Annotated in this window: 27 protein-coding genes; 7 read left to right on the top strand and 20 right to left on the bottom strand. The window is 62.6% G+C overall.

The window, feature by feature from the left end; translation table 11 throughout:
• Window positions 1-146: 146 nt before the first annotated feature.
• Together pgeF and rluD are read right to left on the bottom strand one after the other, a co-directional pair.
• Window positions 147-902, bottom strand: coding sequence for a peptidoglycan editing factor PgeF (gene pgeF, locus U5L98_RS16775; RefSeq protein WP_322559407.1), 756 nt, complete (start codon window positions 900-902; stop codon window positions 147-149).
• A gap of 10 nt (window positions 903-912) precedes the next feature.
• Window positions 913-1,872, bottom strand: coding sequence for a 23S rRNA pseudouridine(1911/1915/1917) synthase RluD (rluD, locus tag U5L98_RS16770; protein ID WP_322559406.1), 960 nt, complete (start codon window positions 1,870-1,872; stop codon window positions 913-915).
• A gap of 125 nt (window positions 1,873-1,997) precedes the next feature.
• Here rluD and U5L98_RS16765 point away from each other — a divergent pair, with 125 nt between their 5' ends.
• Together U5L98_RS16765 and U5L98_RS16760 are read left to right on the top strand one after the other, a co-directional pair.
• Window positions 1,998-2,813, top strand: a complete 816-nt coding sequence (locus U5L98_RS16765) for an outer membrane protein assembly factor BamD (RefSeq protein WP_322559405.1) — start codon at window positions 1,998-2,000, stop codon at window positions 2,811-2,813.
• Between the two features lie 144 nt (window positions 2,814-2,957).
• Window positions 2,958-4,805: a sensor domain-containing diguanylate cyclase gene (locus U5L98_RS16760; protein WP_322559404.1), complete on the top strand. Its 1,848-nt coding sequence runs from the start codon at window positions 2,958-2,960 to the stop codon at window positions 4,803-4,805.
• A 112-nt stretch (window positions 4,806-4,917) separates the two neighbouring features.
• Here the strand turns inward: U5L98_RS16760 and U5L98_RS16755 are convergent, their stop codons facing one another.
• Window positions 4,918-6,549: an NAD+ synthase gene (locus U5L98_RS16755; protein ID WP_322559403.1), complete on the bottom strand. Its 1,632-nt coding sequence runs from the start codon at window positions 6,547-6,549 to the stop codon at window positions 4,918-4,920.
• 101 nt (window positions 6,550-6,650) lie between these two features.
• Between U5L98_RS16755 and U5L98_RS16750 the strand changes: the two genes are divergently transcribed.
• The 4 genes from U5L98_RS16750 to U5L98_RS16735 all read left to right on the top strand — a co-directional run bounded on the left by U5L98_RS16750 (window position 6,651) and on the right by U5L98_RS16735 (window position 9,014).
• Entirely contained in the window at window positions 6,651-6,953 is a 303-nt protein-coding gene (locus U5L98_RS16750; protein ID WP_322559402.1) for a PP0621 family protein, read from the top strand.
• Between the two features lie 505 nt (window positions 6,954-7,458).
• Window positions 7,459-7,992: a GspH/FimT family pseudopilin gene (locus U5L98_RS16745; protein ID WP_322559401.1), complete on the top strand. Its 534-nt coding sequence runs from the start codon at window positions 7,459-7,461 to the stop codon at window positions 7,990-7,992.
• Window positions 7,993-8,204: 212 nt separating this feature from the next.
• On the top strand, window positions 8,205-8,789 hold the full coding sequence (locus tag U5L98_RS16740; protein ID WP_322559400.1) for a hypothetical protein: 585 nt from the start codon (window positions 8,205-8,207) through the stop codon (window positions 8,787-8,789).
• Between the two features lie 30 nt (window positions 8,790-8,819).
• Entirely contained in the window at window positions 8,820-9,014 is a 195-nt protein-coding gene (locus tag U5L98_RS16735; protein ID WP_322559462.1) for a type II toxin-antitoxin system YoeB family toxin, read from the top strand.
• 150 nt (window positions 9,015-9,164) lie between these two features.
• Here the strand turns inward: U5L98_RS16735 and U5L98_RS16730 are convergent, their stop codons facing one another.
• The 5 genes from U5L98_RS16730 to U5L98_RS16715 are packed head-to-tail and all read right to left on the bottom strand — an operon-like array spanning window position 9,165 to window position 12,412.
• Window positions 9,165-10,139 carry a pilus assembly PilX N-terminal domain-containing protein gene (locus U5L98_RS16730; RefSeq protein WP_322559399.1) on the bottom strand — a complete coding sequence of 325 codons (975 nt, stop codon included), beginning with the start codon at window positions 10,137-10,139 and terminating at the stop codon, window positions 9,165-9,167.
• Between the two features lie 33 nt (window positions 10,140-10,172).
• On the bottom strand, window positions 10,173-11,108 hold the full coding sequence (locus U5L98_RS16725) for a PilW family protein (protein ID WP_322559398.1): 936 nt from the start codon (window positions 11,106-11,108) through the stop codon (window positions 10,173-10,175).
• A gap of 2 nt (window positions 11,109-11,110) precedes the next feature.
• Window positions 11,111-11,551 (bottom strand): type IV pilus modification protein PilV, encoded by a 441-nt coding sequence (gene pilV, locus U5L98_RS16720; RefSeq protein WP_322559397.1) that lies wholly within the window; start codon window positions 11,549-11,551, stop codon window positions 11,111-11,113.
• Entirely contained in the window at window positions 11,551-11,991 is a 441-nt protein-coding gene (locus U5L98_RS19105) for a GspH/FimT family pseudopilin (RefSeq protein WP_416208273.1), read from the bottom strand. The genes pilV and U5L98_RS19105 overlap by 1 nt, the downstream gene beginning before the upstream one ends.
• A 4-nt stretch (window positions 11,992-11,995) precedes the next feature.
• Window positions 11,996-12,412 carry a type IV pilin protein gene (locus U5L98_RS16715; protein ID WP_322559396.1) on the bottom strand — a complete coding sequence of 139 codons (417 nt, stop codon included), beginning with the start codon at window positions 12,410-12,412 and terminating at the stop codon, window positions 11,996-11,998.
• A gap of 523 nt (window positions 12,413-12,935) precedes the next feature.
• On the opposite strand from U5L98_RS16715, the gene U5L98_RS16710 reads away from it, so the two are divergent.
• Window positions 12,936-13,253, top strand: a complete 318-nt coding sequence (locus U5L98_RS16710) for a HigA family addiction module antitoxin (RefSeq protein ID WP_322559395.1) — start codon at window positions 12,936-12,938, stop codon at window positions 13,251-13,253.
• A 15-nt stretch (window positions 13,254-13,268) separates the two neighbouring features.
• On the opposite strand, the gene ispH is transcribed toward U5L98_RS16710, so the two are convergent.
• The 12 genes from ispH to cgtA form a co-directional block, all read right to left on the bottom strand.
• Window positions 13,269-14,237 (bottom strand): 4-hydroxy-3-methylbut-2-enyl diphosphate reductase, encoded by a 969-nt coding sequence (gene ispH, locus U5L98_RS16705; protein WP_322559394.1) that lies wholly within the window; start codon window positions 14,235-14,237, stop codon window positions 13,269-13,271.
• Between the two features lie 17 nt (window positions 14,238-14,254).
• Window positions 14,255-15,193, bottom strand: coding sequence for a hypothetical protein (locus U5L98_RS16700; protein ID WP_322559393.1), 939 nt, complete (start codon window positions 15,191-15,193; stop codon window positions 14,255-14,257).
• Window positions 15,194-15,202: 9 nt separating this feature from the next.
• Window positions 15,203-15,664: an FKBP-type peptidyl-prolyl cis-trans isomerase gene (gene fkpB / locus U5L98_RS16695; RefSeq protein WP_322559392.1), complete on the bottom strand. Its 462-nt coding sequence runs from the start codon at window positions 15,662-15,664 to the stop codon at window positions 15,203-15,205.
• A gap of 75 nt (window positions 15,665-15,739) precedes the next feature.
• Entirely contained in the window at window positions 15,740-16,228 is a 489-nt protein-coding gene (gene lspA, locus U5L98_RS16690) for a signal peptidase II (RefSeq protein WP_322559461.1), read from the bottom strand.
• An 84-nt stretch (window positions 16,229-16,312) separates the two neighbouring features.
• Window positions 16,313-19,147: an isoleucine--tRNA ligase gene (ileS, locus tag U5L98_RS16685; protein ID WP_322559391.1), complete on the bottom strand. Its 2,835-nt coding sequence runs from the start codon at window positions 19,145-19,147 to the stop codon at window positions 16,313-16,315.
• 10 nt (window positions 19,148-19,157) lie between these two features.
• A complete protein-coding gene (gene ribF, locus U5L98_RS16680) occupies window positions 19,158-20,300 on the bottom strand; it encodes a bifunctional riboflavin kinase/FAD synthetase (RefSeq protein ID WP_322559390.1) in 1,143 nt (380 codons plus the stop codon).
• A 144-nt stretch (window positions 20,301-20,444) separates the two neighbouring features.
• On the bottom strand, window positions 20,445-21,968 hold the full coding sequence (gene murJ, locus U5L98_RS16675) for a murein biosynthesis integral membrane protein MurJ (protein WP_322559460.1): 1,524 nt from the start codon (window positions 21,966-21,968) through the stop codon (window positions 20,445-20,447).
• A 222-nt stretch (window positions 21,969-22,190) separates the two neighbouring features.
• Window positions 22,191-22,457: a 30S ribosomal protein S20 gene (gene rpsT, locus U5L98_RS16670; RefSeq protein WP_151442387.1), complete on the bottom strand. Its 267-nt coding sequence runs from the start codon at window positions 22,455-22,457 to the stop codon at window positions 22,191-22,193.
• A 206-nt stretch (window positions 22,458-22,663) separates the two neighbouring features.
• The gene (proB, locus tag U5L98_RS16665) at window positions 22,664-23,803 is read right to left on the bottom strand and encodes a glutamate 5-kinase (RefSeq protein WP_322559389.1); all 1,140 of its coding nucleotides are present in this window, start codon (window positions 23,801-23,803) and stop codon (window positions 22,664-22,666) included.
• Window positions 23,804-23,834: 31 nt separating this feature from the next.
• Window positions 23,835-24,176, bottom strand: a complete 342-nt coding sequence (locus tag U5L98_RS19100) for a DUF5615 family PIN-like protein (protein ID WP_416208272.1) — start codon at window positions 24,174-24,176, stop codon at window positions 23,835-23,837.
• The gene (locus U5L98_RS16660) at window positions 24,173-24,397 is read right to left on the bottom strand and encodes a DUF433 domain-containing protein (RefSeq protein ID WP_322559388.1); all 225 of its coding nucleotides are present in this window, start codon (window positions 24,395-24,397) and stop codon (window positions 24,173-24,175) included. Before U5L98_RS16660 ends, U5L98_RS19100 begins: the two co-directional genes overlap by 4 nt.
• Before the next feature lie 42 nt (window positions 24,398-24,439).
• Window positions 24,440-25,627, bottom strand: coding sequence for an Obg family GTPase CgtA (gene cgtA, locus U5L98_RS16655; RefSeq protein ID WP_322559387.1), 1,188 nt, complete (start codon window positions 25,625-25,627; stop codon window positions 24,440-24,442).

The raw sequence follows: 25,627 nt of genomic DNA, 5'->3' as shown, positions 1-25,627 counted from the left end.
TTCCTCCATCGGGATGACGGCGCGGTCAGACGCGCCGTTTGGCCCTATCAATGTGTCTTGACGGTATCAATGGAGTCACGGTGGGCGGCTTTCAAGTGATCAGCCAGGGAAAGGGCGCGAGGATTGATATGCATCAAGCGATCACGTCAGCGCAACCAGATCACGCTGGCCATGCGGCCGGTGACGCCGTCATCACGGCGGTAGGAATAGAAACGTGGCTCGCAGGCGGTGCAGAAGTGGCCGCCGCTGATATGGGAAACGCCAAGGCGCTCGAGGCGCAGGCGGGCCAGCTTGTAGAGGTCGCCCATGTAGTGGCCAAGCCGGTAGGGGCTGGGATCGAAGGCGGCCTCGGCTTCCGGGTGCACCCCGACGAAAGCCTGCTGCACCTCGGGGCCCACCTCGAACTGGGCGTTGGAGATCGCCGGGCCCAGCCAGGCCATCAGCGCTTCCGGCGGCCGGCCCATCGCCCCGACGCTGGCCTCGATCACGCCACCGGCCAGCCCACGCCAACCGGCATGGGCCACCGCCACCCGCTCGCCGCGACGATCGCAGAGAAACACCGGCAGGCAGTCAGCGGTGAGCACCACGCAGGCATAATCGCGATTCATGGCCACGGCGGCGTCCGCCTCGGGCCGGGAATGGGAGTAGCCCTGCTGCACACGGGCACCGTGCACCTGGTCGAGCCACAGCAGCGGGCGGCCGTCGCCCACCTCCTTTTCCAGCTGCCGGCGGCACAGCGCCACATGGGCGGGGTTGTCACCCAAGTTCTCGCCGGGATTGAAGGCGGCGAAAGGGCCCTGGCTGGGGCCGGTCTCGCGGGTGGTGACGAAGGCGCCCACGCTCTCCGGCGCCGGCCAGTCGGGCAGGATCGGAGTGGGGCGCAGGTCGAAGGTATCGCTCATCACGGGGTCCTCAGCGCATGGTCTCGCGGTCTTCGCGCAGGTAGTCGAGCAGCATCAGCAGGTCATCCGGCAACGGCGCACGGAAGGCCATGCGCTCGCCGCTGGCCGGATGCACGAAGACCAGCTTGCGGGCATGCAGCGCCTGGCGCGGGAACTCGCGCAGGATCTCCTTGAGCGTCTCGCCGGCGCCGCCCGGCAGCTTCAGGCGCCCGCCATAGACCGGGTCGCCGATCAACGGATAGCGCGCATGAGCCAGGTGCACGCGAATCTGGTGGGTACGGCCGGTCTCGAGCCGACAGCGCACATGGGTATGGGCACGGAAGCGCTCCACCACCCGGTAGTGGGTCACCGCCGGCTTGCCCGAGGCGTTCACCGCCTGGCGCTTGCGGTCGCGCGGGTGGCGGCCGATGGGAGCATCCACAGTGCCGCCGGACGTCATCACGCCCACCACCACGGCATCGTACTCCCGGGACACGCTACGCGCCTGCAATTGCTCGACCAGAGCGGTCTGGGCGGTCAAGGTTCTGGCCACCACCATCAGCCCGCTGGTGTCCTTGTCCAGGCGATGCACGATGCCCGCCCGGGGGATGGCCGTCAGCTGCGGGTCATGGTGCAGCAGGGCATTGAGCAGAGTGCCGTCGGGGTTTCCGGCGGCAGGGTGCACCACCAGGCCCGGTGGCTTGTCGATCACCAGCACCTCGGCATCCTCGTACACCACCGTCAGGGGAATGTCTTCGGCCTCGAAGCGGGTATCGTCCTCGAGCTCGGCGGCCAGCGCCAGGGCCTCACCGCCGTAGACCTTGTCCTTCGGCCTGGCCGGCAGGCCATCCATGGTCAGGGCCCCGTTCTTGATCCAGGCCTTGAGCCGCTCGCGGGAAAAATCGGCGAAGAGTTCGGCGGCGGCCTGGTCAAGGCGCAGGCCTGCCATGCGTTCGGGAACGCGGTGCTGTGCATCGAGGGTCTGGGACATGGGTCGGAACAGGACTCTTGGCGCACCGGGAGCGATGACTGCGTTTCGCTGCAAGGTGCTTTATAGTGGGCAGATATCGGCCGATTCTATCACGGCCATCCGGGTTGTTAGACACGAGGATCACGATGCGCGTTATCACCTCCCCCGCTCGCCTGGCCTCCCTGCTGCTGGCCGGAATTGTGCTAGCCGGTTGCGCCAGCAGCGATTCCCAGGAAGACGAGCTCTCCGGCGTCGCCGAGCGACAGCTCTACGAGGAGGGTCGCGAGGCCCTGGAGAATAGCCATTACACCACCGCCATCAACCGGCTCGAGGCCATCGACACCCGCTTCCCCTTCGGCGAGCATGCCGAGCAGGCGCAGCTGGAACTGATCTACGCCTACTACGAGACCGACGACTGGGAAGGCGCCCGCGCCGCCGCCAGCCGCTTCATCCGCCTGCATCCGGACCATCCCCAGGTAGACTACGCCTACTACATGCGCGGCCTGGCCGCCTGGCAGGCGGGACGCTTCAGCCTGGAGCGGCTGCGGCTGATCGACATCTCCAAGCGTGACCTGGGCGCCACTCGCGATGCCTACGCAGACTTCCGCGAGCTGATCCAGCGCTTTCCGAACAGCCAATACGCCCCGGACGCCCAGCAGCGTATCGTCTACCTGCGCAACGTGCTGGCCCGCCATGAACTGCACGTGGCCGACTTCTACCTGCGCAAGGGGGCCTACCTGGCCGCCGTGGAGCGCGGCCGCTGGGTGATTGAGCAATATCCGCAGACCCAAGCCACCCATGATGCCCTGGCGGTGATGGTAGAGGGCTACCTGGGCCTCGATATGCGCGACCGCGCCCGCGAGACCCTACAGGTGCTGATCGACAACGCCCCGAATCACGAACGCCTGCGCGGCCGCACCTTCCGCCCGGAGCACGTCAAGGCCGACGGCCTCTCGGCCTGACGCCCGCCCCACACCACCGCCCCGCCAGCACGGCGGGGCGCTTCGTTGAAGCCCGCCGGTGCCCGGCAAGCACCCAACAGAGTACCCTTATAGAAATTCGAATGGTCGAATACCCAGACCACTGGCCGATGCCGACCCAAGCTCATGCCGACAGATCTCCCCTCGCCCTCGACGCGCTACATCCGTCGTCTACATCTGCGCATCCGGTCGCTAACCGCGCTGGGCATCCTGACCACCGCCCTGCTGGCCGGATTGATCACCGCATTGCCCTTTTACCATGCTGCGCACAGCAGCATCGAGCACATCAGTCAGCTCAGCGCCGAAGCCCAGGCGGAGGCTCTCCACTATCAGTTCAAGCGCTATCAGGATATTACCCGCCAGCTTACCGGCCGCACGGAGATTCGCCGCCGCCTCGCCGCCTATGCCCGCGGTGACATCTCGCGGGAAGCGCTCACGGCGTTCACCACGCCGCGTCTGGCCGACGCCATGGCTCAGGCGCCGGACATGGCCGGCGTGCTCCGACAGGGCCCCGACGGCGAGCGGATCTCGCAAATCGGCAAGGTCCCGGTTGACGTCCCGCCATCACAAGACCCACAGGAGGGCTATCCCTGCCGCCTCGACCTGCTGGACAACGGTGAGGTACTGGTGCAGAGCTGCTCGCCGATCGTCACGCCGGCAGGGGAACACATCGGTCGGGATATCGTCTTCTTCCACGCCGAGCCGCTGTTGGCTTTGTTGGCTGATACCGGGCGCTTCGGTGAAGACGCCAGGATGCGGCTGCGTGCCAACGGCAGTCAGCAGGAGCTGGCGCTGGGACCGGAAGGGCCGATCATACACAGCGTCAATTCGGTGGAAGATAGCGAAGCCACGCTTAGTGTCACCTTCGAGACACCCTTGGGCGAACAGGGCTGGCAGCTGCTGGTGGAAGTGCCCTCACGACAGTTTCGCAACGAAGCCCTGCAACTGCTGCTGTGGCCGGCGCTGGCCATCCTGCTGATGGCCCTGGCAGGCACTTGGGTCGTCAATCGTGCCTTGTCCCCCCTGCTGGCCCGAGTGAACAGGCAAGCTCAACAGTTAGAGGGTTCAGAGCGAGAGCTGCGTCAGGCCGCCAGCGTGTTTCGTAACGCTCACGAGGCGATCGCCATCACCGATCCAGACCACAAGATCATCGATGCCAACCCTTCCTTCAGCGATCAGCTTGGCTACTCTCATCAGGCCCTGGTCGGACGACCGCTGACCAAGCTGCTGGCCTGGCAGGCCGACAGCGCAGAACGGCTCAATGAGGGCAAGCGAACGCTCGAAAGAGACGGCACCTGGCAAGGAGAAGTCCGCTACCGCTGCGCCAACGGGAACGTACTGGTAGCACTGCAGACCATCAGTGCCGTGCGCGATACTCAGGGCAAGGTGCTGCGCCATATCCACATCTTCAACGACGTCACCGAACAGAAGGCCGCGGAAGAAGTGGTGCGCCATCAGGCACTGCACGATGAGCTCACCGGACTGCCCAACCGGGCACACCTGGAGCAACAGCTGGAGCGGGCCATTCAAATGGTGCGCCTCGCTGACAGGCAGCTGGCGGTACTCTTCCTGGACCTGGATCACTTCAAGGAAATCAACGATACACTCGGCCACCAGGCAGGAGACACCCTGTTGCAGGCCGTCAGCGAGCGCCTGGAAGCCAACTTACGTGCCGAGGACATGCTGGCTCGGCTGGGTGGCGACGAGTTCGTGATCGTGCTGAGCCCCATTCACAGCGCCGATAGCGCCGCGAAGGTTGCCTCCAACGTGGTCGAGGCGCTGACAACCCCCTTCACCATCGATGGCACGACGGTGACCATCGGTGTCTCGGTCGGCATCGCCCTCTACCCGACAGACGGCAGCGAGGGAAAGAGCCTGCTTCGTGCCGCCGACTCGGCGATGTACACCGCCAAGAACGCCGGGCGCAACACCTGGTGCTTTCACTCGTCTTCACCAGCCTCGCCCACGACCTGAAGGACCCGTCGACTCGGTAACCTGCCGCGCAAAGCACCCACTAGAAACAGCAATGCCACCGCCCGAAAGACGATGGCACTGCTATTGGCTCAAGGCTCGGTGCTTGGCGCGCCTACTCCCCCGGCTGCCAGGCATTGACGATGGGATAGCGGCGATCGCGGCCGAAGCCGCGGCGAGTGACGCGCACGCCCACCGGCGCCTGGCGCCGCTTGTACTCGCAGCGATCCACCAGCTTGACCACCTTGTAGACGTCCTCGCGCTCGAAGCCCGCCTCGATGATCGCCTCGGCACTCATGTCGCCCTCGATGTAGCGCACCAGAATGGCATCGAGCACGTCATAGCCGGGCAGGGAGTCGCTGTCCTGCTGGTCCGGGGCGAGCTCAGCGGTCGGCGGCCGCTCGATGACCCGCTCTGGGATCGCCGACGACTGGGTGTTGCGCCAGCGCGCCAGACGGTAGACCCAGGTCTTGTAGACGTCCTTGATGGCGTTGTAGCCGCCCACCATGTCGCCGTAGAGGGTAGCGTAGCCCACCGCCATCTCGCTCTTGTTGCCTGTGGTCAGCACCATCAGGCCCTTCTTGTTGGAGATCGCCATCAGCAGCACGCCGCGGCAGCGCGACTGCAGGTTCTCCTCGGTGGTGTCGCGTTCGGTACCGGCGAAGCTCTCGGCCAGGGTCGTCATAAAGGCCTCGACCATCGGCTCGATGGGCAGCACCTCGTAACTCACGCCCAGCATCTCAGCCTGCTCGGCGGCGTCCTGCTTGGAGATGTCCGCCGTGTAGTGATAGGGCATCATCACCGCATGGACGCGCTGCGGGCCCAGGGCATCCACGGCGATGGCCAGCGACAGCGCCGAATCAATCCCGCCGGAGAGCCCCAGCACCACCCCCTTGAAGCCGCTCTTGTTGACGTAGTCGCGCAGGCCGGTGACCAGGGCGCAGTAGAGGTTATCCTCCGGCTCCACATCGGGCTCGGTCTCGCCCGGCTGGGGCACCCAGTGGTGCGTATCGCGCACGAACTGCACCGGCATCAGGCCCACCGCCCAGTGAGGCGCCTGCACCATCAGCTCGCCTTTGGCGTCAACGCAGGCCGAGCCGCCGTCGAAGACCAGCTCATCCTGGCCGCCGATCTGGTTGACGTAGACGATGGGCAGCGCTACCTCGCGGGCGCGCTCCTTGAGCAGCGCGAGGCGCTCGGCGGGCTTGTCCTGGTGGAAGGGCGAGGCATTCAGGGTGACCAGGATCTGGGCGCCGGCGTCGCGGGCCTGGCGGACAGGCTTCTCGCTCCAGATGTCCTCGCAGATCAGGATGCCGATCTTCGCCCCCTTGTGCTCTACCACCAGCGGCTGGTTGCCACTGGTGAAATAGCGTTGCTCGTCGAACACCTGGTAGTTGGGCAGCGCCTGCTTGGCGTACTCATCGAGCCATTCACCGTTATAGAGCACCCCGGCCAGGTTCCAGTTGTGCCCTTCGCGCCGTCCCGGGTAGCCGACGATGACCATGACGTCGCGCACCATCTTCTCGGCCATGTGGGCCCGGGCGTGGCGCAGGCGGGTTTCCATGGAGGGGCGCAGCAGCAGATCCTCCGGCGGGTAGCCGGTGAGGAAGAGCTCGGGCAGCACCACGACATCGGCGCCATGCTCGATGCGTGCCTCGCGCACGGTCTCGATGGCCAGCTCGGCATTGCCGGGAATGTCGCCGACCAGCGGGTCGATCTGAGCCATCACCAGGGTCAGGTCTTGCATGGGCTAGAAAATCTCTCGAGAATCGATGGATATCCGCCATTGTCCCGCAAGGGCGGTCGAGTGGCAAAGCCGGCCACCCCCACCTGGGAGCTCCACAAGGAATGAACCTGTTGCTGATTCGCCTGATCATCTTCGCCGTGATATTCATCGCCGGCCTGAAGCTATACGGCATGTACCGCGAATGGAAACTGGACCGCGAGGGCCCCCAGCAGGAGGGTAACGACCAGGGCAACCCCATGGTCCGCTGCAGCTGGTGCCAGGTGCACCTGCCCGAGGACGATGCCCTACGCGAACGCGGCGACTGGTTCTGCTCCAGCGACCACCGCGACAAGTACCTTGCCGAACAGAAAGAAGAGGAAAAAGAGGGCAAGAACGAACAGCAGACGCAGGAGAAGGACGACTGAAGCACGGCAAGGGCGGGATGATGCTCGACTACCCCACCTACCGGTTACTCTCCCTGTTAATGAGGGCCTGTCCCTGATTGCTTTCTAATTGCTTGATTTCTGAGGAAATGAGGGTCTATCCATCATTTCCTCTTTCAGCGGATCTCACCAAATCCGCATCAGATCACGCCCAGAAAGGAAAGAATGAACCATATGACGACGACCAGTCCGATGAGGTAGATAATATTACGCATACTGACTCTCCTTGCATTGCCATAGCATTGGGCACCCTCAGCATAACAACCATGGCTATAACCTGCCCTGATTCCGGAATTTTGCAATGACACGTGGGGTTGTACCCGATTAGCCCCTTCCTCTGTGCTGCCCTCCTGACCGAGGACAATCTCGCCACCCTTCTGCCGTAATGGCGTACAGCCGCTGTAGGCGATGGCTTACAGCGGCTTGGTAGCGTCCGGCTAGCCTGAAAAGAGACACCATCGAACAGGCCAACCGCCGGGAGGGCATCATGCGCCCTGCTGTTCGTTCCTCTCTTGCTGCTCGGCAGCACGGCTTTACGCTGATCGAGCTGATCGTCGCCATTGCCGTGCTGGCCATCATGGTCACTGTCGGCATTCCGAACTTTCAGCAGCTCAGCGCCCGGAATGAAGTCGCCGCCGAGGTGATGCGGCTGAAGTCGGCGCTGGCCAAGACCCGCAGTGCGGCCGTTACCCGCCGAACTACCGTGACCCTCTGCCCCACTACCGATATGACCCAGTGCCAGATTTCCAACAATGCCGCCGGCGAGGCCTGGCGGGCCACATTGGCCATCTTCGAAGGTCGCGGTGAGCCGGGCGATGCGTTGCTGCGCACCTTCGGCGAGAGCCGGCTGCCAGCCCTCACCTACCGAAACGATAACCGCCCGGTTCGCTACAAGGCATTGGGACGTTCTGGCGGGCATAACGGCACCTTTCGGCTGTGCGGACGGCGGGAAGAAGGCGCTAGCGTCATCGTCAACAATGTCGGGCGCGTTCGCGTCGACCCCGACCGCCCCGAGTGCTGAACGGCCGAGAGCCCTACCTGATATGCTCCCCACGCCATCCCTGAGCCGTAAAGCCAGGGCTAGATGGCAGAGTTCGTGATAGCAACAAGGCCTATCATTCCGACGAAAGGCATTTGCTATTGCCACGCCTGTTACGTACCCTTACAAACTATTCACTCCGATGCGCGCAAGCGCATTCTCGTGCTTCGGCGTCAAGGCGACCACCTCCACAGATGATAAGCAAACTTTTCAAGAAATCGCCGATTAAGGTCTGGGTGATCAAGCAGATCGACGAGGAAGTCCTGCACCTTTGTGGCCAAGGGGTGCTGGCGACGAATGAGAAGCCCAGGCGCGTGAAGGAAGCGCTCGAGGTCGGGCAGTACCACGGCGGGGTGCGAATGGGCGACGCGGGCATCGTGCTCAATACCCGGCTTCTTGCCGCGGTGGTGCCGCTGGCACATCTCAAGCTGCTGGAAAACGGCCGCATCGCGGAGTGGCAGGGGCGCAGCTGGGCGGTCTCCCAGGTACCGCAGCGTTGCTGGGCTTATGAAGGCCGCCTGGTCACGCAGGAAAATCCCATGCCGACCGCCCCGGCGCTGATCAGCACGGAAGATGTCTCGGGCATCGGCGAGCATGTCAATCGCGACAAGGCACCGCCGGGCGAGGTGGTGTTCCGCCCCGTCAATGCCCTGGAAGACCCGCTACACGACATAGAGGCGACCATCAAGGAAGTGCAGGACCGGCGCAAACAGAGTACCGGTAAAGGCTGGCGGGAAGATGGCACCTGGGGGCCGGTGGATGAGGATTCGAAAGAGTGATTTTTAGGGAGACAATGCAGGTCCGTCTCTATTACTCGCTCGGAAGACCCATCCACTGGCATCGGCAACCCCGAGCTACTAAAGCACAACTTATCCGGCTTGTGGTCAAAACGTATCTCACAGACGGACAGGCTGATTTACCGGTTCGACGATAGATCCATTTATATTTTTGCCATTGGCGGACACTACGATCAGCTCTGGCTTTCTGATACTCGGGGTTTTTGACGCAGGCTGTGGATATTGGAAGAGAGGAAAATTAGGGTCTATCCCTGATTCAAACTCCGGAAGAGTGATTTTTAGGGGAGACAATGCGGGTCTGTCCATCATTGCCCGCATTGCCCGTGCCCCGTAGACGACAAACCAAAAAGGGAAAGGTCACCAAGAGCGTATTTCTAATGCTCCTTCAACACCGCCTAAAGAATCCCTCAAATCGTCTATTACTTTTTCGTTGTACCTAAACCCGCCAACACCACCGGAAACATTAACTTTAGGAATGGTAAACTTACATTCAGAGCCCTCACTCGTCCGGCAGCCTGAGCTTGTAGGAACATGTAAAACAGCCCCATCCATAAGGCCAGGCTGCCCAGCACCTTTGTATTCAAAACTCTCCCCCAGCACGATCAAGAGCCCTTTAAAATTATTCTTCCCCGCCCATTTAAAATCCCCATTAATCACAACAAGACCGTCATTGCCAGATATTTTCCCAGGATCCTCATCAAAATAAAATATATTATCATGCTTCCCCGACTCGGCAGCACGCTTCACGGAATCTACGAAAGAAAGAAACTGACTAGGTGTAGCGGGCACATCCTCTTCAAATAAATTTGGGGTATCGACAATAAGGTCACTCCATTCTTGAGCTTGATCATTGGCACTCCAGTTATCTTTCTTATACCCATCAATCACATTATATGCATTTTTGAGAAAAGGTATCTTTAAACCGGAGCCCGCGACCTCAACAAAAACAGGCTCACTTACCGCAACATTCCCATCATCAACAGCGCCCATTGCAACTATATACATATCACCACCATCGTCAACATACCGGTAGTAGCAACTTACGGGTAACTCACATAAACCACTCTGCCCATCTTTCAACTCTTTCCAACTCAGACTATCCAAACCAAATTCAGTCAAGTCAGAAAGCTTTTCCCAAGATGCATCTTTAACACTTTCCCAGCCAGCAGAGGCTGCTTCTTCAGCACCCATCTGCGCCTGTGATGCCGCCTTATAATTCCCCGCCAACCTTTCATCGATCTGTGAGGATTGCATGCTCGACAGCCCGACCATCAGCGAGATGGTCAGCAGCGAAAGAACGACTATTAGCGCAGCGCCTTTTTGAGTTTTCATAACCCCCCCCCAATCTTTAGTACAAAAGTCATATTACTCGACTGGGCAGTATTTGGCAGTCGGGAAAGAGAAATGACAACCATTACCACTACAGCCCTCACCCTCATCCAAGGCTAGATCACAGCAATCGTCATCGCAGCCTGTCACGCCTTCACCACCGAAATTACCGCTATTGCCTTTTCGTGTGCATGTACAGTCATTCACTGGTTCGCCATTATCTCCGCCATCAGTGCCATCAGTGCCATCAGTGCCATCAGTGCCATCAGTGCCATCAGTGCCATCAGTGCCATCGGTGCCATCGGTGCCATCGGTGCCATCGGTGCCATCGGTGCCATCGGTGCCATCGGTGCCATCGGTGCCATCGGTGCCATCGGTGCCATCGGTGCCATCGGTGCCATCGCCGCCACCGGTATCACCACCGCCTGTACCACCACCAACCGCAGCAGTGCGATTTACAGCATAAAAAACCAATTCGTCCGAATCACCGCTGCTATCGGTTGCAACCAAATCAAGGTAGACAATAAATATACCATCCGCAGATTCTGAATCATCGACCTCGAACCCACCTTTTGGACCATCTGAATCCAGAGCAGAAACTATAGGCTGTGGGATACCTAGTGGTCCATTACACTTCTGAGCAACGCGCAGGCTTTGTCCATCTAAAGAGTAAACTTTCTCAACATCATCACCGGGATCACAGCCAGTAATAACATCGCCACGATTAGGAACCGTTAAAGATAACTCGTTATCAGCCCAGTCTATCGTACCTGAATTGGCACGTCGCACGTCTCTCAGTAAAGTCTCAACCGCAAAATTTACCGCCGCCTGTTTTTCGCTAAGCGTCTCGACCTGGCGATTGGTCTGAAAAACCGTCAGAAAGAGCTGGCCGGCACCCAGAATGATGATCAGGCCAATCACCAATGCCACCATCAGCTCGACAAGGGAGAAACCACTGTTACGCTTCATCATCATCACTCCCCGGGCAATCTAACGGAGTAGCTGAAAGATGTAGAGCCTTCGTCTTGATCTTCAAGCCGGGCCTCTGCCCACGAAACGGTTATGCCAAACTCACAATTGCCAATATTGGCAATATCAATAGGCGACTCATCAAGCCCAGGTAAATAAGTCGACCAAACACCCTCCCAATCACTTTCAATAACATCAACTTGGGCAGCCGTAAGACATATTATACTGCTGGAGCCCTGCGAATTTATAGCCAACTGTGCCCACAGCCTCTCCTGCGCATCCTGCGCCGCCAGGGAAGCAATGGAACGCTGATAAGCAGCGTGCGCGCCCTGCATCGCCTCGAGCTGCATGGCCGCCACACCTAGCAGTCCGATAGATAGCACCAGCAAGGCCACCAACGCCTCGATCAATGTAAAGCCGCGTTGGCGCAAAGTCTCATTGTGCATCAAGAACCTCCTCCGACTCGCCCCATGACGCTTATGTTGATGGTACGATCACTCACTCCCGAATACTTGTTTCCCAGCGTTAAATCACACCCACTTGAACAAGGACCTGTCGGCTTGCCAAGAGGGCCAAACTTCACAGAAAAGTCTTCGGACAACGAGGTCCGACTGTCTTTAGCGCTGCGCTGTCGAAGTACACCATCATCATCCGATACCTGGTATATCCATGGTTCTTCCTGAGTCACAGTAAAGGTCACGTCACTTCGCTTCTTGACGGCCTCGCTTCTCGCGTAGTTAAGACCGGACAGCACTTGGTTGTAGTCGGACGCCACACGACTAGAAGCCATCATGCTCTGAAAACTAGGAACAGCGATGGTTGCCATGATAACCATTACGGCGATAGTGACCAATAGCTCGATTAACGTAAAACCATGATTTCGCATCGCCTCACCAGCATCCCGAGTCGGGTGTCGTTTGACCGGTCTGACTAATGGTCATCGTTTTGCAGGCATCTTTTACCTGATTGCCCGTATGAGTGGCGGTCAAGGTATAAGTAGAAGCGGTCGTCGAGCCGGTGATCCGATAATAGCCATCTTCTGAGTCCGTAGGCAGGCTGACACAGTTTTCGTACGAATATTCGTTTGTAAAACACCGCTCCAGCTGCCCGGCGAGGTCCATTAACTTGGCTTGCCCATCGCTCACACGAGCGTTCTTCACATAATTCTGATAACTCGGATACGCAATCGATGCCAGAATGCCGATAATAGCTACCGCAATCATCAGTTCGATGAGCGTGAAGCCGGCGCTATGCCGGGTGCTGCCTGTCGGGCCGTGAGGCCTGGATCCTTTGCGCTTGGGGGTCACGCGATGCGTCTCCCTGTGAGTCAAGGCATTTGTTTCAGTATGTATCAAGCGGCGGCATTCCGATAGGGTGCATAACCAAAAATGCCATGCCATCGGGGTTAGCGACTGCTTACATCGTAGCATGAATCCTGCCTGGGCGGCGCCGGGCGGGCGGCTGAGGCGAACGGATGGTTCGGTGCAAGGGGTCAGCATCGCCATCGCTGCGCGATGGATCGCGCTGCAAGCCGGGACGCCGGACCGAGCGCGCCCACCGGTTCAGCTGCTGCCATCCTTGCGCCCGGTGCGCTGGCGCTTACCGAGCCTACGGCCTCTTTAGAAACATGCCGCCGGCAGGCATCGCCATCGCTACGCGATGGATCGCGCTGCAAGCAGCGCTCCTACAATAACTGTGCTACTCGCTGGCGATGACGCGCTCGCGCAGCTCCTTCGGCATCGAGAAGGTGATAGTCTCACCTCGGGCACCGTGGCGCTCAGCTGCAAGCGGCCGATCAATCATCCGGCACCCTACCACTAGAGGTGAAATATGATCCGCATCCCTACCCATAGGCAGCCGATACATCCCGGCGAAATGCTGGTAGAAGAGTTTCTGCGCCCCATGAATATCACACAGCGTGAACTGGCTGATGCTATTCATGTTCCTTACCAGCGGGTTAATGAGTTGGTTAATCAAAAGCGTGGTATCACGCCAAGTACAGCGCTGAGGTTGGCGCGTTTTTTTGGTGTCTCTGCTGATTTTTGGCTCAATCTGCAAGTCAGATGGGACCTTTATAAGACGCAACAAGCGGAGCAGGAGGATTTGGCTGAAATTCAAGATGTCACCCACTGGCAAAAGCTGGCTTAGCGCCGTACCTCGCTCCTAATCGCTGGCAATCACCCTTTCGCGCAGCTCCTTCGGCATCGAGAAGGTGATGGTCTCTTCGCGGCCGGCGATTTCCTCGGGGGCGGTGGCGCCCAGTGCCTGCAGCCGTTCGATCACGCCCTTGACCAGTACCTCGGGGGCACTGGCGCCGGCGGTGATGCCGATGACGCTGACGCCTTCCAGCCACGCCGGGTCGACCTGTTCCTCGCTGTCGACCAGGTAGGCCGGGGTGCCGATACGCTCGGAGAGCTCGCGCAGCCGGTTGGAGTTGGAGCTGTTGGGGCTGCCCACCACCAGCACCAGGTCGGCACCGTCCGCCAGCTCGCGTACGGCGTCCTGGCGGTTCTGGGTGGCGTAGCAGATGTCGTCCTTGCGCGGGCCCTGGATCTCGGGAAACTTGGCGCGCAGGGCGTCGATCACTCGGGCGGTGTCATCCATCGAGAGCGTCGTCTGGGTAACAAAGGCCAGCTGGCTCGGGTCCTTCACCTCAAGGTTGGCCACGTCTTCCTCGTCCTCGACCAGATAGATCTGCCCACCTTGGGCGGTATCGTAGCGCCCCATGGTGCCTTCCACCTCGGGATGGCCTTCATGGCCGATCAGGATGCACTCCTGGCCCCGGCGAGCGTAGCGCAGTACCTCCAGGTGCACCTTGGTGACCAGCGGGCAGGTGGCATCGAACACCTTGAGGCCGCGACGCTCGGCTTCGGCCTGCACGGCACGCGAGACGCCGTGGGCCGAGAAGATCACGATGACGTCGTCGGGCACTTCCTCGAGCTCCTCGACGAACACTGCTCCGCGCTCGCGCAGGCTGTCGACCACGAAGCGATTGTGAACCACCTCGTGGCGGACATAGATCGGCGGGCCGAACGCATCCAGCGCGCCGTTGACGATATCGATGGCGCGGTCGACGCCGGCGCAGAAGCCGCGCGGGTTGGCCAGCCTGATTTGCATGGTGTTGGGTTGCATGGAATTGCCTTGATGCGTCAGTCGAAAATTTCGTCCAAGCTATTGGCAGTCAGGACACGCTCAGCCCATCGATCAATCTCGTCCACTTCAGCTCGCGCCAACCTTGCTTCTATGTCACTCGGCAGCTCACCGAATTTCAGCGTCAGCAGCTTGAACAGCAGCTCTACGCGCCCGCCTTGGTTGCCGCGCTTTTCGGCGATGCGTTCAAACGATGTGACATATGACATCTGTATTTCCTCCTCGAAGCGAGCCATCTGGGCTTCCAGCTTCTCCTCCAACGCCGGCGGCAAGGCCAGCATCCAGTCGATCAAACGCAACAGCTCCAATACTTCAACCCGCGTAAAGCCATGCTGATACAGGCGCTTCATCAGGCTGAACTTGGTGACCAGCCGGTCCTGATCATTGCCCTTGGTCCGGTGCGCCTCCAGCTGCGCCAATACTATGACAGCAAAGGGGTTGGCACTGTTCTCCAATGACTGACGATCCCGCCCCACATGCTGCAGCTCCACCACCGGGAAGCTGAAGGTCAACCGGGTCTGCCAGAGCTGCTGCTCATGGTAACCGATGGCTTGATGGTTTGCCTCGTCGGTCAGGATCGCCACACTGGCGAGGCGCTGATAGGGGTACTTATCCTGAAGCCGGTAGTAATAGCGGTACATCCGGGCATTGAAACGGCGATCGGCCTTGCCCTGCACCTCGACGTGGATGAGCACCCAGGTCTCGCTGCCATCCAGGGTGAACACCTTGACCAGCTTGTCGGCATGGCGCCGCCCGGCATCGCTGTCGCGCACCACCTGCTGGAGTTCCTTGTCGAGAAACTCATGCGGGCGATGCCAGTCGATCTCGCGATGCATCTCGGGCAACAGCAGCTCAAGGAACTGCGGGAAATAGTATTCCAGCGCCTCCTTCCAAGGGGAATCGAAATCGCTCTTGCCGGCCGTTTCTTCTTCGTTCATGCGGCCACCTCAATGGGTGGTGGCGGGTTTCACATCGATGACCTCGACTTCGAAGGTCAGGGTACGCCCCGCCAGGGGGTGGTTGAAGTCCACTTCCACCTGCTCGCCCTCGATGTGCTTGATCACGCCGGGCAGCTCGCCACCGGCGGCATCGGCGAAAGACATCACCATGCCCACCTCCGGCTCCTCTCCCTCGAAGTCGTCACGCTTGAGCAGCTGGATGTTCTGCGGGTTGTGCTGGCCGAAGGCGTGTTCGGGGCTGATCTCGAAGCTGCCGGTCTCGCCGCTCGCCAGCCCCTTGAGGGGATGCTCGAAGCCGGGCGGCAGGTTGCCATCGCCCACCTGGAAGGTGGCGGCCTGCTTGTCACGGGTGGAATCCACCACGGTGCCGTCTTCCAGGCTGAGGGTGAAGTGCAGTGTCACTTCCATGCCCTCGTCGATGCGAAGGCCCTGGGATTCCTGGTTGCTCATGGCGTGTCTCTCGAAGCGTGCATAAAATTCGCGAAGATAATGGCTGCTTGGACGGCCGAACGGCGTGCGGGTTCCTCAGCCACGGCGGCGCGCTCGGCGCTTCTCGCCGAACAGCGATTCCCAGATCAGGCCAATTGCCCCCAGGGTGATGCCGATGTCCGCCACGTTGAAGGCCGGGTAGTACCAGCCGGCCGCATGGAAGGAGAGGAAGTCCACCACATAGCCGTGCACCAGCCGGTCGTAGAGGTTGCCAAGCGCCCCGCCGATGATCAGCGCCAGCGACACGGCCAGCAGCGTCTCGTCGGCCTTGAGGCGACGCATCCACACCGTCAGGCCGATGCTCGCGCCTACGGCGATGGTCGCGAAGAACCAGCGCTGCCAGCCGGGGTGGCCGGCCAGGAAGCTGAAGGCCGCGCCGGTGTTGTGCAGCAGCGTCAGGTTGAAGAACGGCAGCACTTCCACCGGCCGAGCGTAGTCGAGCAGCCCGCTGGCCAGATACTTGGTGGCCAGGTCCAGCACGACCACCGCCAGCGCCAGCCACAGCCAGCGCAGCGGGCGATGCATGGGCGCCACCTCGTGGTGCTCTTTCCGGCTGTCGCTCATGCTCGCCTCGCGTCCTTCGGACATCGACATATCCTCCAGGGGCCCTCAGGCAAACTGCCGCGTTTCGCCGGGGCCGTCCGGAAGATTGCCGATGCAGCGCCCGCAGAGGTCCGGATGCGCGGGGTGGGTGCCCACGTCGTCGCGGTGGTGCCAGCAGCGCTCGCACTTGTTGTTGGGGCTCTCGACCACGGCCACCTTCAACCCCTCAAGCTCGGTGGCCTCCGCGTCCTCACCCTGGCCGAGCGGCGCCAGGCGCACCTCGCTGGTGAGCATCACGAAGCGCAGCTCGTCGCCCAGCTTGGCGAGCGTGGCGCGCAGGGCGTCGTCCACATAGAGGGTGACCTCGGCGGCCAGGCTGCCCTTGATGGTCTTGGCGTTGCGGGCATCCTCCAGGCACTTGTTCACGGCCTGCTTGACCTCGAGCACCTGCTCCCAGAAGTCGCGGCCCATGGCGGCGTCGTCCGCCAGCGTATCGAGCGCCGTGTAGTACTCGGCCAGCAGCACGCTCTCGCCGCGCTTGCCCGGGATATTTTCGAAGATCTCCTCCGCGGTGAACGAGAGAATCGGCGCCACCCAGCGCACCAGCGCCTCCACCACCTGATAAAGCGCGGTCTGGGCGCTGCGGCGTGCCACGGAGTCGGCCTGGGTGGTGTACTGGCGATCCTTGATCACGTCCAGATAGAAGCCGCCCAGTTCGCGAGCACAGAAGCCGTGCACCTGCTGGTAGACATCGAGAAAGCGGTACTCTTCATAGGCCGTCTCGATGCGCGCCTGCAGCTGGGCGGCACGGTCCACCACCCACTGATCCAGCGCCAGCATGTCCTTGAACGGCACGGCATCGCGTTCCGGCTCGAAGCCGTTGAGGTTGGCCAGCAAAAAGCGCGAGGTGTTGCGGATGCGCCGGTAGACGTCGGCGGTGCGCTTGAGGATCTCATCGGAGACCGCCATCTCACCGCCGTAGTCGGTGGAGGCCACCCACAGGCGCAGGATGTCGGCGCCGAGCTTGTCCATTACCTCCTGGGGCGCCACCACGTTGCCCACCGACTTGGACATCTTGCGGCCATGGGCGTCCACGGTGAAGCCGTGGGTGAGCAGGCCGCGATACGGCGGATGGCCGTCGATGGCGCAGCCGGTCAGCAGCGAGGAGTGGAACCAGCCGCGGTGCTGGTCGGAGCCTTCCAGGTAGAGATCGGCACGCGGGCCGTTCTCGTGGCCGTGGGGGTGCGAGCCGCGCAGCACGTGGCGATGGGTGGTGCCGGAGTCGAACCAGACATCCAGGGTGTCGGTGACCTTGTCGTAGTCCGCGGCCTCCTCGCCCAGTAGCTCCGCGGGATCGAGGCGGAACCAGGCATCGATGCCCTCCTGCTCCACGCGCCGGGCGGCCTGCTCCATCAGCTCCACGGTGCGCGGGTGCAGCTCACCGGTCGCCTTGTGCAGGAAGAAGGGAATCGGCACGCCCCAGTTGCGCTGGCGCGAGATGCACCAGTCCGGGCGGTTGGCGATCATGCTGTGCAGGCGCGCCTGGCCCCAGGCCGGCGTGAAGGTGGTCGCCTCGATACCGGCGAGGGCCCGCTCACGCAGGGTCTTGCCGTCGCGGCCCTCGAGGTCCATGCCCACGAACCACTGGGCGGTGGCGCGGTAGATCACCGGTGTCTTGTGGCGCCAGCAGTGCATGTAGCTGTGGGTGATGGTCTGATGGGCCATCAGCGCGCTCACCTCGTCGAGCTTGGCGACGATCTGCAGGTTGGCCTTCCAGATCATCTGGCCGCCGAAGAACGGCAGATCATCCACATAGACGCCATTACTCTGTACCGGGCTCTCGATCTCGTCGAAGGTCATGCCGTGCTCGCGGCAGGTGACGAAGTCGTCGACGCCGTAGGCCGGTGCCGAGTGAACGATGCCGGTGCTGCCGACCTCGACCTCGACATAATCGGCCAGGTAGACCGGCGACAGACGGTCATAAAAAGGGTGCCGAAATTCGAGTCCGTCGAAGCGTTCGCCGGTGGCAGTGGCGACGATCTCGCCTTCCAGCCCGAAGCGCTCGAGGCACGACTCCACCAGTTCCTCGGCGAGCACCAGCAGCCGCTCGCCGGTATCCACCAGGGCATAGGTGAACTCGGGGTGCATGTTGAGCGCCTGGTTGGCGGGGATGGTCCAGGGCGTGGTCGTCCAGATCACGATGGCGGCAGGCTTGGCCAGTGTTTCGAGGCCGAAGGCGGCAGCCAGGCGGCCGGCGTCTTCCGCCGGGAAGGCCACGTCGATGGCGTCGGACTTCTTGTCCTGGTACTCCACCTCGGCCTCGGCCAGCGCCGAGCCGCAGTCGAAGCACCAGTTGACGGGTTTCAGCCCCTTGAAGACATAGCCCGCCTCGACCATGTCGGCCAGGGCGCGGATCTCGCCGGCCTCGTTGGCGTAGTCCATGGAGCGGTAGGGGTTGTCCCAGTCGCCGATCACGCCCAGGCGCACGAAGTCGGCGAGCTGGCCATGAATCTGCTCGGCGGCGTACTCGCGGCACAGCTCGCGGGCCTTGCCGGGCTCGAGGTGCTTGCCGTGGGTGGTCTCCACCTTGTGCTCGATGGGCAGGCCGTGGCAGTCCCAGCCGGGCACGTAGGGGGCATCGAAGCCGGCCAGGTTCTTCGACTTGACGATGATGTCCTTGAGGATCTTGTTGACGGCGTGACCGATGTGGATGCTGCCGTTGGCGTAGGGAGGGCCGTCGTGCAGCACGAACAGCTCCCTGCCCTGGCGCTCCTCGCGCAGGCGATGGTAAAGGTCCATCTCCTTCCACTGCGCCACCCGGGCAGGTTCCTTTTTCGGGAGCATGCCGCGCATGGGGAAGTCGGTTTCTGGCAGGTTCAGAGTGTGCTTGTAGTCGCTCATATCCTGGGGGTCAGCCGTCGTCGTGGTCGGCGGGTGAGCCCGCCGAGGAATCGGAAGTCACGGCCTCGCGCGCCAGCGGCGCCGATGCCAGAGGAAGAGAATCATCGCTGCCGTCGCCCGCGGTAGCCGTCGCGTCGGGGTGTGTGGCGGAACAAGCACCGGCAGCGGGGTGCTCTAGAAAGTGAGCACCGGCAGCGGGGTGCTGTAGAACGGCACCAGCAGCGGGGTGTTGTAAAAAGTATTCCCGGGCGCGCGCCTGGTCGGCACGAATCTGGGTCTTGAGCTCGTCGAAGTGGGCGAACTTGACCTCGCCGCGCAGCTTGGCGCAGGGGAACACCGTCAGGCGCTCGCCGTAGAGGTCACCGTCGAAGTCGAAGAGATGCACCTCGAGTACCGGCCGCTCGCTGCCCACCGTGGGACGCCAGCCGATATTGGCCACACCGGGCAGGTAGCGCCCATCGGGGAGCTCGGTGACCACCGCATAGACACCCTGCAGGGCCAGCGACAGGGCCGGTTGCGGCAGGTTGGCGGTGGGCACGCCGATGGTGCGGCCGAGCTGGCGGTCGGGCACCACCCGGCCGCCCAGCCGGTAGACGCGACCCAGCAGGCGCGCCGCGGCAGCGAAATTGCCGCTGTCCAGCAAGGTGCGCACCCGGGTGCTGGAAACCCGTTCGCCGTCGATGGTGAAGGTGCGAGTGTGTTCGACGCCGAAGCCGTGTGTCACGCCCACCTCGGTGAGCAGGTGAAAATCGCCGCGGCGATCGCAACCGAAGCGGAAGTCGTCGCCCACCACCAGGTGACGCACGCCCAGGCCGTCCACCAGCACTTGCTCGATGAATTCCAGGGCGGTCAGGCTGCGCAGGGCATCGTTGAAGGGCAGGCAGAGAACACGGTCGACCCCGCACTCGCCGAGCAGCGCCACCTTGTCGCGCAACCGGTTCAGCCGCGGCGGTGCCTGGTCGCCGGCAAAGAACTCCCGCGGCTGTGGCTCGAAGACCACCACGGTCACCGGCAGGCCGAGCCGAGCGGCATGCTCGCGGCACTGGTCGAGGATCGCCCGATGCCCGCGGTGCACGCCATCGAAGTTGCCGATGGTGGCCACGCAGCCGCGATCCTCGTCACGCAGGTTGTGCAGTCCTCGAATCACTCGCATGGCGTTGCCAGGGCTCCGCTTGCCGGGGAATTGGTCATAAAAGGTGCGATTATACCGGAGAGCCGGCCCCTTGACAGCCGGGCCGACTTGGTCTTTGCATTTCTTGTTGGAGCTGTGCTTGCACGGCGATTAGTGGGTATGCCTTCACCCCTTCATCCGGAAATGCCGAAGGCGCACCCCGAAGGCCGCCAGCCAGGCGAAGTAGACCGCCACCCCGGCCGCCACCAGCACCGCCAGCCAGCCAGCGCGAACCCAGACGCTCCAATCGAGCCAGGCCTGCCACTCGGGGGCCAGCCAGGCCAGACCCACCCCCATCACCGTGCAACCACCAAGCAGCTGCACCGCGTAGCGCCCCCAGCCGGGCTGGAAGACCAGCACGCCCTCCCGGCGCAGCAGCCAGCCCAGCAGGCCGGCGTTGAGGAAGGCCGAGAGCGCCGTGGCCAGTGCCAGGCCGGCATGGGCCAGGGACCAGACCAGGATCAGGTTGAAGACCATGTTGGCAACCATGGCGATGATGCCCACCTTCACCGGCGTGACGGTGTTCTGGCGAGCGAAGAAGCCCGGTGCCAGTACCTTGATCAGCATGAAGGCCACCAACCCGAACGCATAGGCCCTGAGGCTCATCGCCGCCATGGCGATGTCGTGCTCGGTCATGGCGCCGTAGTGGAACAGCGCGATCAGCAACGGCTCGGCCAACACGGCCAGGGCCAGGGCCGCCGGAAGCCCCAGCAGCAGAACGGTACGGATCGCCCAGTCGAGCATGGCGGCGAAATGCTCGCCGGACTGCTCGGCATGGCGCCTGGAGAGCGCCGGCAGGATCACCGTGCCGATGGCGATGCCGAACACGCCCAGCGGCAGCTCCACCAGGCGATCCGAGTAGTAGAGCCAGGAGACGCTGCCCGCCGCCAGCAACGAGGCCAGCACGGTGTCGAGCAGCAAGTTGATCTGCGAGACCGAGACGCCGAACAGCGCCGGTGCCATCAGCCGCAGGATGCGCCGCACGCCGCTGTGGGCGAAGTCGGGCCACGGCCGCGGCAACAACCCCAGCCTCGCCAGGAAGGGTACCTGGAAGGCCAACTGGGCACCGCCGGCGATCAGCACGCCCCAGGCCAGCGCCATGGCCGGTTCCTCGAACAGCGGCGTAAGCAGGACCGCTGCAGCGATCAGCGACAGGTTGAGCAGCACCGGGGTGAAGGCCGGCACGGCAAAGCGGTTCCAGGTGTTGAGCGTACTGCCGGCGAAGGCGGTGAGCGAGATCAGCAGCAGATAGGGAAAGGTGAGCCGCAGCATATCGGCGGTCAGCGCCAGCTTTTCCGGGTCGCGGCCAAAGCCGGGGGCGAAGACCCACACCAGCCAGGGCGAGGCCAGCATGGCCAGCGCCGTGATCAGCGCCAGCACCGCCGTCAGGCTGCCGGCTACCGCATCGAGCAGCTCCTTCACCTCGCGCTTGCTGCCCCGGGTGGCATATTCCGACAACACCGGCACGAAGGCCTGGTTGAAGGCCCCCTCGGCGAACAGACGGCGCAGGAAGTTGGGAATCTTGAAGGCGACAAAGAAAGCGTCCGCCCCGTCACCGGCACCGAACAGGGTGGCGATCACCACGTCACGCGCCAGCCCCATCACCCGCGAGAGCATGGTCATCATGCTGACCACCAGGCCGGAACGCATCAGGCCACCCGCCTTGGGCGCCACCACGCGGTCATGGCTATTTACGGCCGGCGGACGAAGCGGACCATCTGGTGTCTGGGGTTCATCGTCCCGGGGCTCGGGCGGCTGTTCGTGATCCGTCACCGTCTCTTCCTCGTTCGGCACCCTCGATGGGCACTCGGCAAGAATCGCGGGCACAAAAAAACCGGCCGCAGCCGGTTTTTTTGCGGGCGCTCGGCTGGCTTACGCCGCGAGTGCCTTGATGCGCTTGTTCAGGCGGCTCTTCAGGCGCGCGGCCTTCTTCTTGGAGAGCACGTCCTTGTCGGCGATACGGTCGATGACCGGCTGCGCCTGCTTGAAGGCGTCCATGGCCTGGGCGTGGTCACCGCCGTTGATGGCCTTGACGACGTTCTTGATGTAGGTGCGGACCATGCTGCGCTGGCTCGCCTTCAGGACACGACGACCTTCTGCCTGACGGGCACGCTTGCGGGCTTGCTTGCTGTTCGCCACTGACTGTCTCCTTGGAGAAAGTTGTGGTCGCCATCTATGGGCGACGCTTGATAACTGTTTGATCCAGCAGGGAAATAAAAAATCCCCACCGGCTTGGCCATGTTGCCGGCTGCGCTGTTTCGACGCAGTCGCTCAGGGGCCGTATCTGAGAGGATGGCGCATCCTATCACGCCAACCCCGTGCTTGCCATAGTTCCTGCGACGGTGCTAGAGCACCACCAGGTTGTCGCGGTGGATCAGCTCCGGCGATTCCATGTAGCCGAGGATGGCCTCGATCTGGTGGCTGGGCTTGCCAACCAGCAGGCGGGCCTCGTCGGCGCCGTAGTTGACCAGTCCCTTGGCCACGCGACGCCCCTGCTCGTCGACACAGAGCACCATGTCGCCGCGGCGGAACTGACCACTGACCGCGGTCACTCCCACCGCCAGCAGGCTGGACCCGCTGCTCTTGAGCACCCTCACCGCGCCGGCATCCAGGGTCAGGGTGCCACGCACCTGCAGCTGCCCCGCCAGCCAGCGCTTGCGCGCCGCCATGGGTGCCTGCTCGGGGAGCAGCAGAGTGCCCAGCCGCTCACCCTCGGCCAGGCGGCCGAGCACCGCCGGCTGACGACCGCTGGCGATCACCGTGACCGCGCCGGAACGGGCCGCCAGCTGGGCTGCCCGCACCTTGGTGGCCATACCACCGCGACCGAGCACGCCGCCGCCGCCGGCCACCGCGACCAGGCTCGGATCGTCGGCACGCCCCTCGGCAATCAGACGCGCGTCAGGGTTTCCGCGCGGGTCAGCATCGAACAACCCCTCCTGGTCGGTGAGGATCACCAGGGCATCGGCCTCAAGCAGATTGGCCACCAAGGCGCCCAGGGTGTCGTTGTCGCCGAAGCGGATCTCGTCAGTGACCACAGTGTCGTTCTCGTTGACCACCGGCACCACTCCCAGGGCGACCAGGGTGCGGAGTGCCGAGCGGGCATTGAGGTAGCGCTTGCGGTTGGAGAGGTCGTCGTGAGTGAGTAGTACCTGGGCGGTGAGCAGGCCGTGACGGGCGAAGTGGCCCTCATAGCACTCGGTGAGGCCGTTCTGGCCCACCGCTGCTGCGGCCTGGAGCTCGTGGACCGCCGAGGGCCGGACCTGCCAGCCCAGGCGCGCCATGCCGGCGGCCACCGCACCGGAGGAGACCAGCACCACTTCGATGCCCCGGTGATGCAGTTCGGCGATCTGATCCACCCAGCCGCCGATGGCCACCTCGTCCAGCGCGCGGCCGTCATTGGTCAGCAGCGCGCTGCCGATCTTCACCACCACCCGGCGGGCACCAACCAGAGCCTCGCGGCCGGGATTTACAACCCCTTCCGTCATCTTGATTCCTGAAGTTACGTGGGGAGACTAACTAGTAGCGATCGCTCAGCTCCACCAGAGACTCACCCTTGATCACTAGCTCAAGTGCCGCGGGGAGAAGACGCTGGAGAACCTCACGCAACCGGGCATTGGTCGTATTACCCATGGTCACCCAGATTACTTTCGGCGGAGGACCATACCTCTCCAGGAGATCAGGAAAATCCCGATCCTTGGTAAGCACTACGACATCGGACTGCCTGGCAGCGGTAAATATCACTTCATCTGACGCGTCGCGGTATCCGAGCCAGCGAGCCGAATAAGCCTCTACCCCCAATTGTTCGGTAATCCAAGGGGCAAGATGCGGGGAAAGCTGAGCATCAACCCAAAGGATCATGCGGCCAGCACTGGATGGTCGAGACGACGTGCCGCATACAGCAAAACCGCTAGGATGTCCTCAGGCTCAAGATCAGGGAGCTCTTCTATTACCTCGTGGCTACTCAGCCCCAGAGCCAGAAGGTCGAGCACATCCACGACTCGAATACGCATGCCGCGAATGCAGGGTCTGCCCCCACACTGGGCAGGGTCGATCGTGATTCGACTCAATAGCGCGCTCATGCGGCACCTCCCATCCGATCCACTTATCATCAGTCTACTTCATCACGGCGCATATTCGATCTCGACGTCGTAATCGTCATCATCGAAATCGTCGTCATCCTCGTCGTCACGCTTGCGCTTGCGACCCAGGCGGGCTTCGGTGCGCGCCACCGCCTCGTCCTCCATGCGCGCCCGCATCTCGCGGGCACGCTCGGCGGCCTCTTCATCCTCGTTCTCGAGGCGTCGCTGTTCGGTAAGCCAGCGATGGGCGGCCTGCACCAGGGCCTCGGTGCCGTCGCTGGAAATCGCCGAAATGCGGAATACCGGCCCCTCCCAGCCAAGCCGACGGACGATCTCGTCGACTACTGCCTCGCGCTCATCGGCCGGCAGCAGGTCGAGCTTGTTGAGCACCAACCAGCGCGGCAGCTCGGCCAGCGCCGGCGAGAACTCACCGAGCTCATGAATGATCGCCTCGGCGGCCTCTACGGGATCGGACTCGTCGAAGGGTGCCACATCCACCACATGGAACAGCAGCCGGGTGCGGGTCAGGTGCTTGAGGAAGCGCAGCCCCAGGCCGGCGCCATCGGAGGCGCCCTCGATCAGGCCGGGCACGTCGGCCATCACGAAATGCTCGTGCAGGCCAAGCTTCACCACGCCCAGGTTGGGCACCAGGGTCGTGAACGGATAGTTGGCCACCTTGGGCTTGGCCGCCGAGACGGCGCGGATCAATGTCGACTTGCCGGCATTGGGCTGACCCAGCAGGCCGACGTCGGCCATCACCTTCATCTCGAAGCGCAGGTTGCGGCGCTCACCCTCGGTGCCCGGCGTGGTTCGCCGCGGCGCCCGGTTGGTGGAGGACTTGAAGTGAATGTTGCCAAGCCCCCGGCGTCCGCCCTGGGCAACCGGCACGACCTGACCAATCTCGGTGACATCAGCAATCACCTCGAGGGTGTCCTCGTCGATCACCGTGGTGCCCACCGGCACCTTGACGTGCAGGTCGTCGCCGGCGCGCCCGCTCATCTGCCGCCCCATACCGGGCTGGCCGTTCTGCGCCTTGTAGAAGCGCTGGTACTTGAAATCGATGAGGGTATTGAGGGCATCGTCACCGATCAGGTAGACGGTACCGCCATGACCACCATCGCCGCCGTCAGGGCCACCCTTGGGCACGTACTTCTCGCGGCGGAAGCTCAGGCAGCCGTTACCGCCCTTGCCGGCTTCCACGATGATCGAGGCTTCGTCGACGAACTGCAT

The sequence above is a fragment of the Halomonas sp. genome (assembly GCF_034520545.1).
GTDB lineage: Bacteria > Pseudomonadota > Gammaproteobacteria > Pseudomonadales > Halomonadaceae > Halomonas.
The sequence above is the reverse complement of the archived record's forward strand: the minus strand, read 5'-3'. Positions and strand labels throughout refer to the sequence as shown.

What these genes read in the sequence shown, in the direction of transcription:
- pgeF (WP_322559407.1), bottom strand. Translation starts at nt 902, where the DNA reads ATGAGCGATACCTTCGACCTGCGCCCCACTCCGATCCTGCCCGACTGG.
- rluD (WP_322559406.1), bottom strand. Translation starts at nt 1,872, where the DNA reads ATGTCCCAGACCCTCGATGCACAGCACCGCGTTCCCGAACGCATGGCA.
- U5L98_RS16765 (WP_322559405.1), top strand. Translation starts at nt 1,998, where the DNA reads ATGCGCGTTATCACCTCCCCCGCTCGCCTGGCCTCCCTGCTGCTGGCC.
- U5L98_RS16760 (WP_322559404.1), top strand. Translation starts at nt 2,958, where the DNA reads ATGCCGACAGATCTCCCCTCGCCCTCGACGCGCTACATCCGTCGTCTA.
- U5L98_RS16755 (WP_322559403.1), bottom strand. Translation starts at nt 6,549, where the DNA reads ATGCAAGACCTGACCCTGGTGATGGCTCAGATCGACCCGCTGGTCGGC.
- U5L98_RS16750 (WP_322559402.1), top strand. Translation starts at nt 6,651, where the DNA reads ATGAACCTGTTGCTGATTCGCCTGATCATCTTCGCCGTGATATTCATC.
- U5L98_RS16745 (WP_322559401.1), top strand. Translation starts at nt 7,459, where the DNA reads ATGCGCCCTGCTGTTCGTTCCTCTCTTGCTGCTCGGCAGCACGGCTTT.
- U5L98_RS16740 (WP_322559400.1), top strand. Translation starts at nt 8,205, where the DNA reads ATGATAAGCAAACTTTTCAAGAAATCGCCGATTAAGGTCTGGGTGATC.
- U5L98_RS16730 (WP_322559399.1), bottom strand. Translation starts at nt 10,139, where the DNA reads ATGAAAACTCAAAAAGGCGCTGCGCTAATAGTCGTTCTTTCGCTGCTG.
- U5L98_RS16725 (WP_322559398.1), bottom strand. Translation starts at nt 11,108, where the DNA reads ATGATGAAGCGTAACAGTGGTTTCTCCCTTGTCGAGCTGATGGTGGCA.
- pilV (WP_322559397.1), bottom strand. Translation starts at nt 11,551, where the DNA reads ATGCACAATGAGACTTTGCGCCAACGCGGCTTTACATTGATCGAGGCG.
- U5L98_RS19105 (WP_416208273.1), bottom strand. Translation starts at nt 11,991, where the DNA reads ATGCGAAATCATGGTTTTACGTTAATCGAGCTATTGGTCACTATCGCC.
- U5L98_RS16710 (WP_322559395.1), top strand. Translation starts at nt 12,936, where the DNA reads ATGATCCGCATCCCTACCCATAGGCAGCCGATACATCCCGGCGAAATG.
- ispH (WP_322559394.1), bottom strand. Translation starts at nt 14,237, where the DNA reads ATGCAACCCAACACCATGCAAATCAGGCTGGCCAACCCGCGCGGCTTC.
- U5L98_RS16700 (WP_322559393.1), bottom strand. Translation starts at nt 15,193, where the DNA reads ATGAACGAAGAAGAAACGGCCGGCAAGAGCGATTTCGATTCCCCTTGG.
- fkpB (WP_322559392.1), bottom strand. Translation starts at nt 15,664, where the DNA reads ATGAGCAACCAGGAATCCCAGGGCCTTCGCATCGACGAGGGCATGGAA.
- lspA (WP_322559461.1), bottom strand. Translation starts at nt 16,228, where the DNA reads ATGCATCGCCCGCTGCGCTGGCTGTGGCTGGCGCTGGCGGTGGTCGTG.
- ileS (WP_322559391.1), bottom strand. Translation starts at nt 19,147, where the DNA reads ATGAGCGACTACAAGCACACTCTGAACCTGCCAGAAACCGACTTCCCC.
- ribF (WP_322559390.1), bottom strand. Translation starts at nt 20,300, where the DNA reads ATGCGAGTGATTCGAGGACTGCACAACCTGCGTGACGAGGATCGCGGC.
- murJ (WP_322559460.1), bottom strand. Translation starts at nt 21,968, where the DNA reads ATGCGTTCCGGCCTGGTGGTCAGCATGATGACCATGCTCTCGCGGGTG.
- proB (WP_322559389.1), bottom strand. Translation starts at nt 23,803, where the DNA reads ATGACGGAAGGGGTTGTAAATCCCGGCCGCGAGGCTCTGGTTGGTGCC.
- U5L98_RS19100 (WP_416208272.1), bottom strand. Translation starts at nt 24,176, where the DNA reads ATGATCCTTTGGGTTGATGCTCAGCTTTCCCCGCATCTTGCCCCTTGG.
- U5L98_RS16660 (WP_322559388.1), bottom strand. Translation starts at nt 24,397, where the DNA reads ATGAGCGCGCTATTGAGTCGAATCACGATCGACCCTGCCCAGTGTGGG.
- cgtA (WP_322559387.1), bottom strand. Translation starts at nt 25,627, where the DNA reads ATGCAGTTCGTCGACGAAGCCTCGATCATCGTGGAAGCCGGCAAGGGC.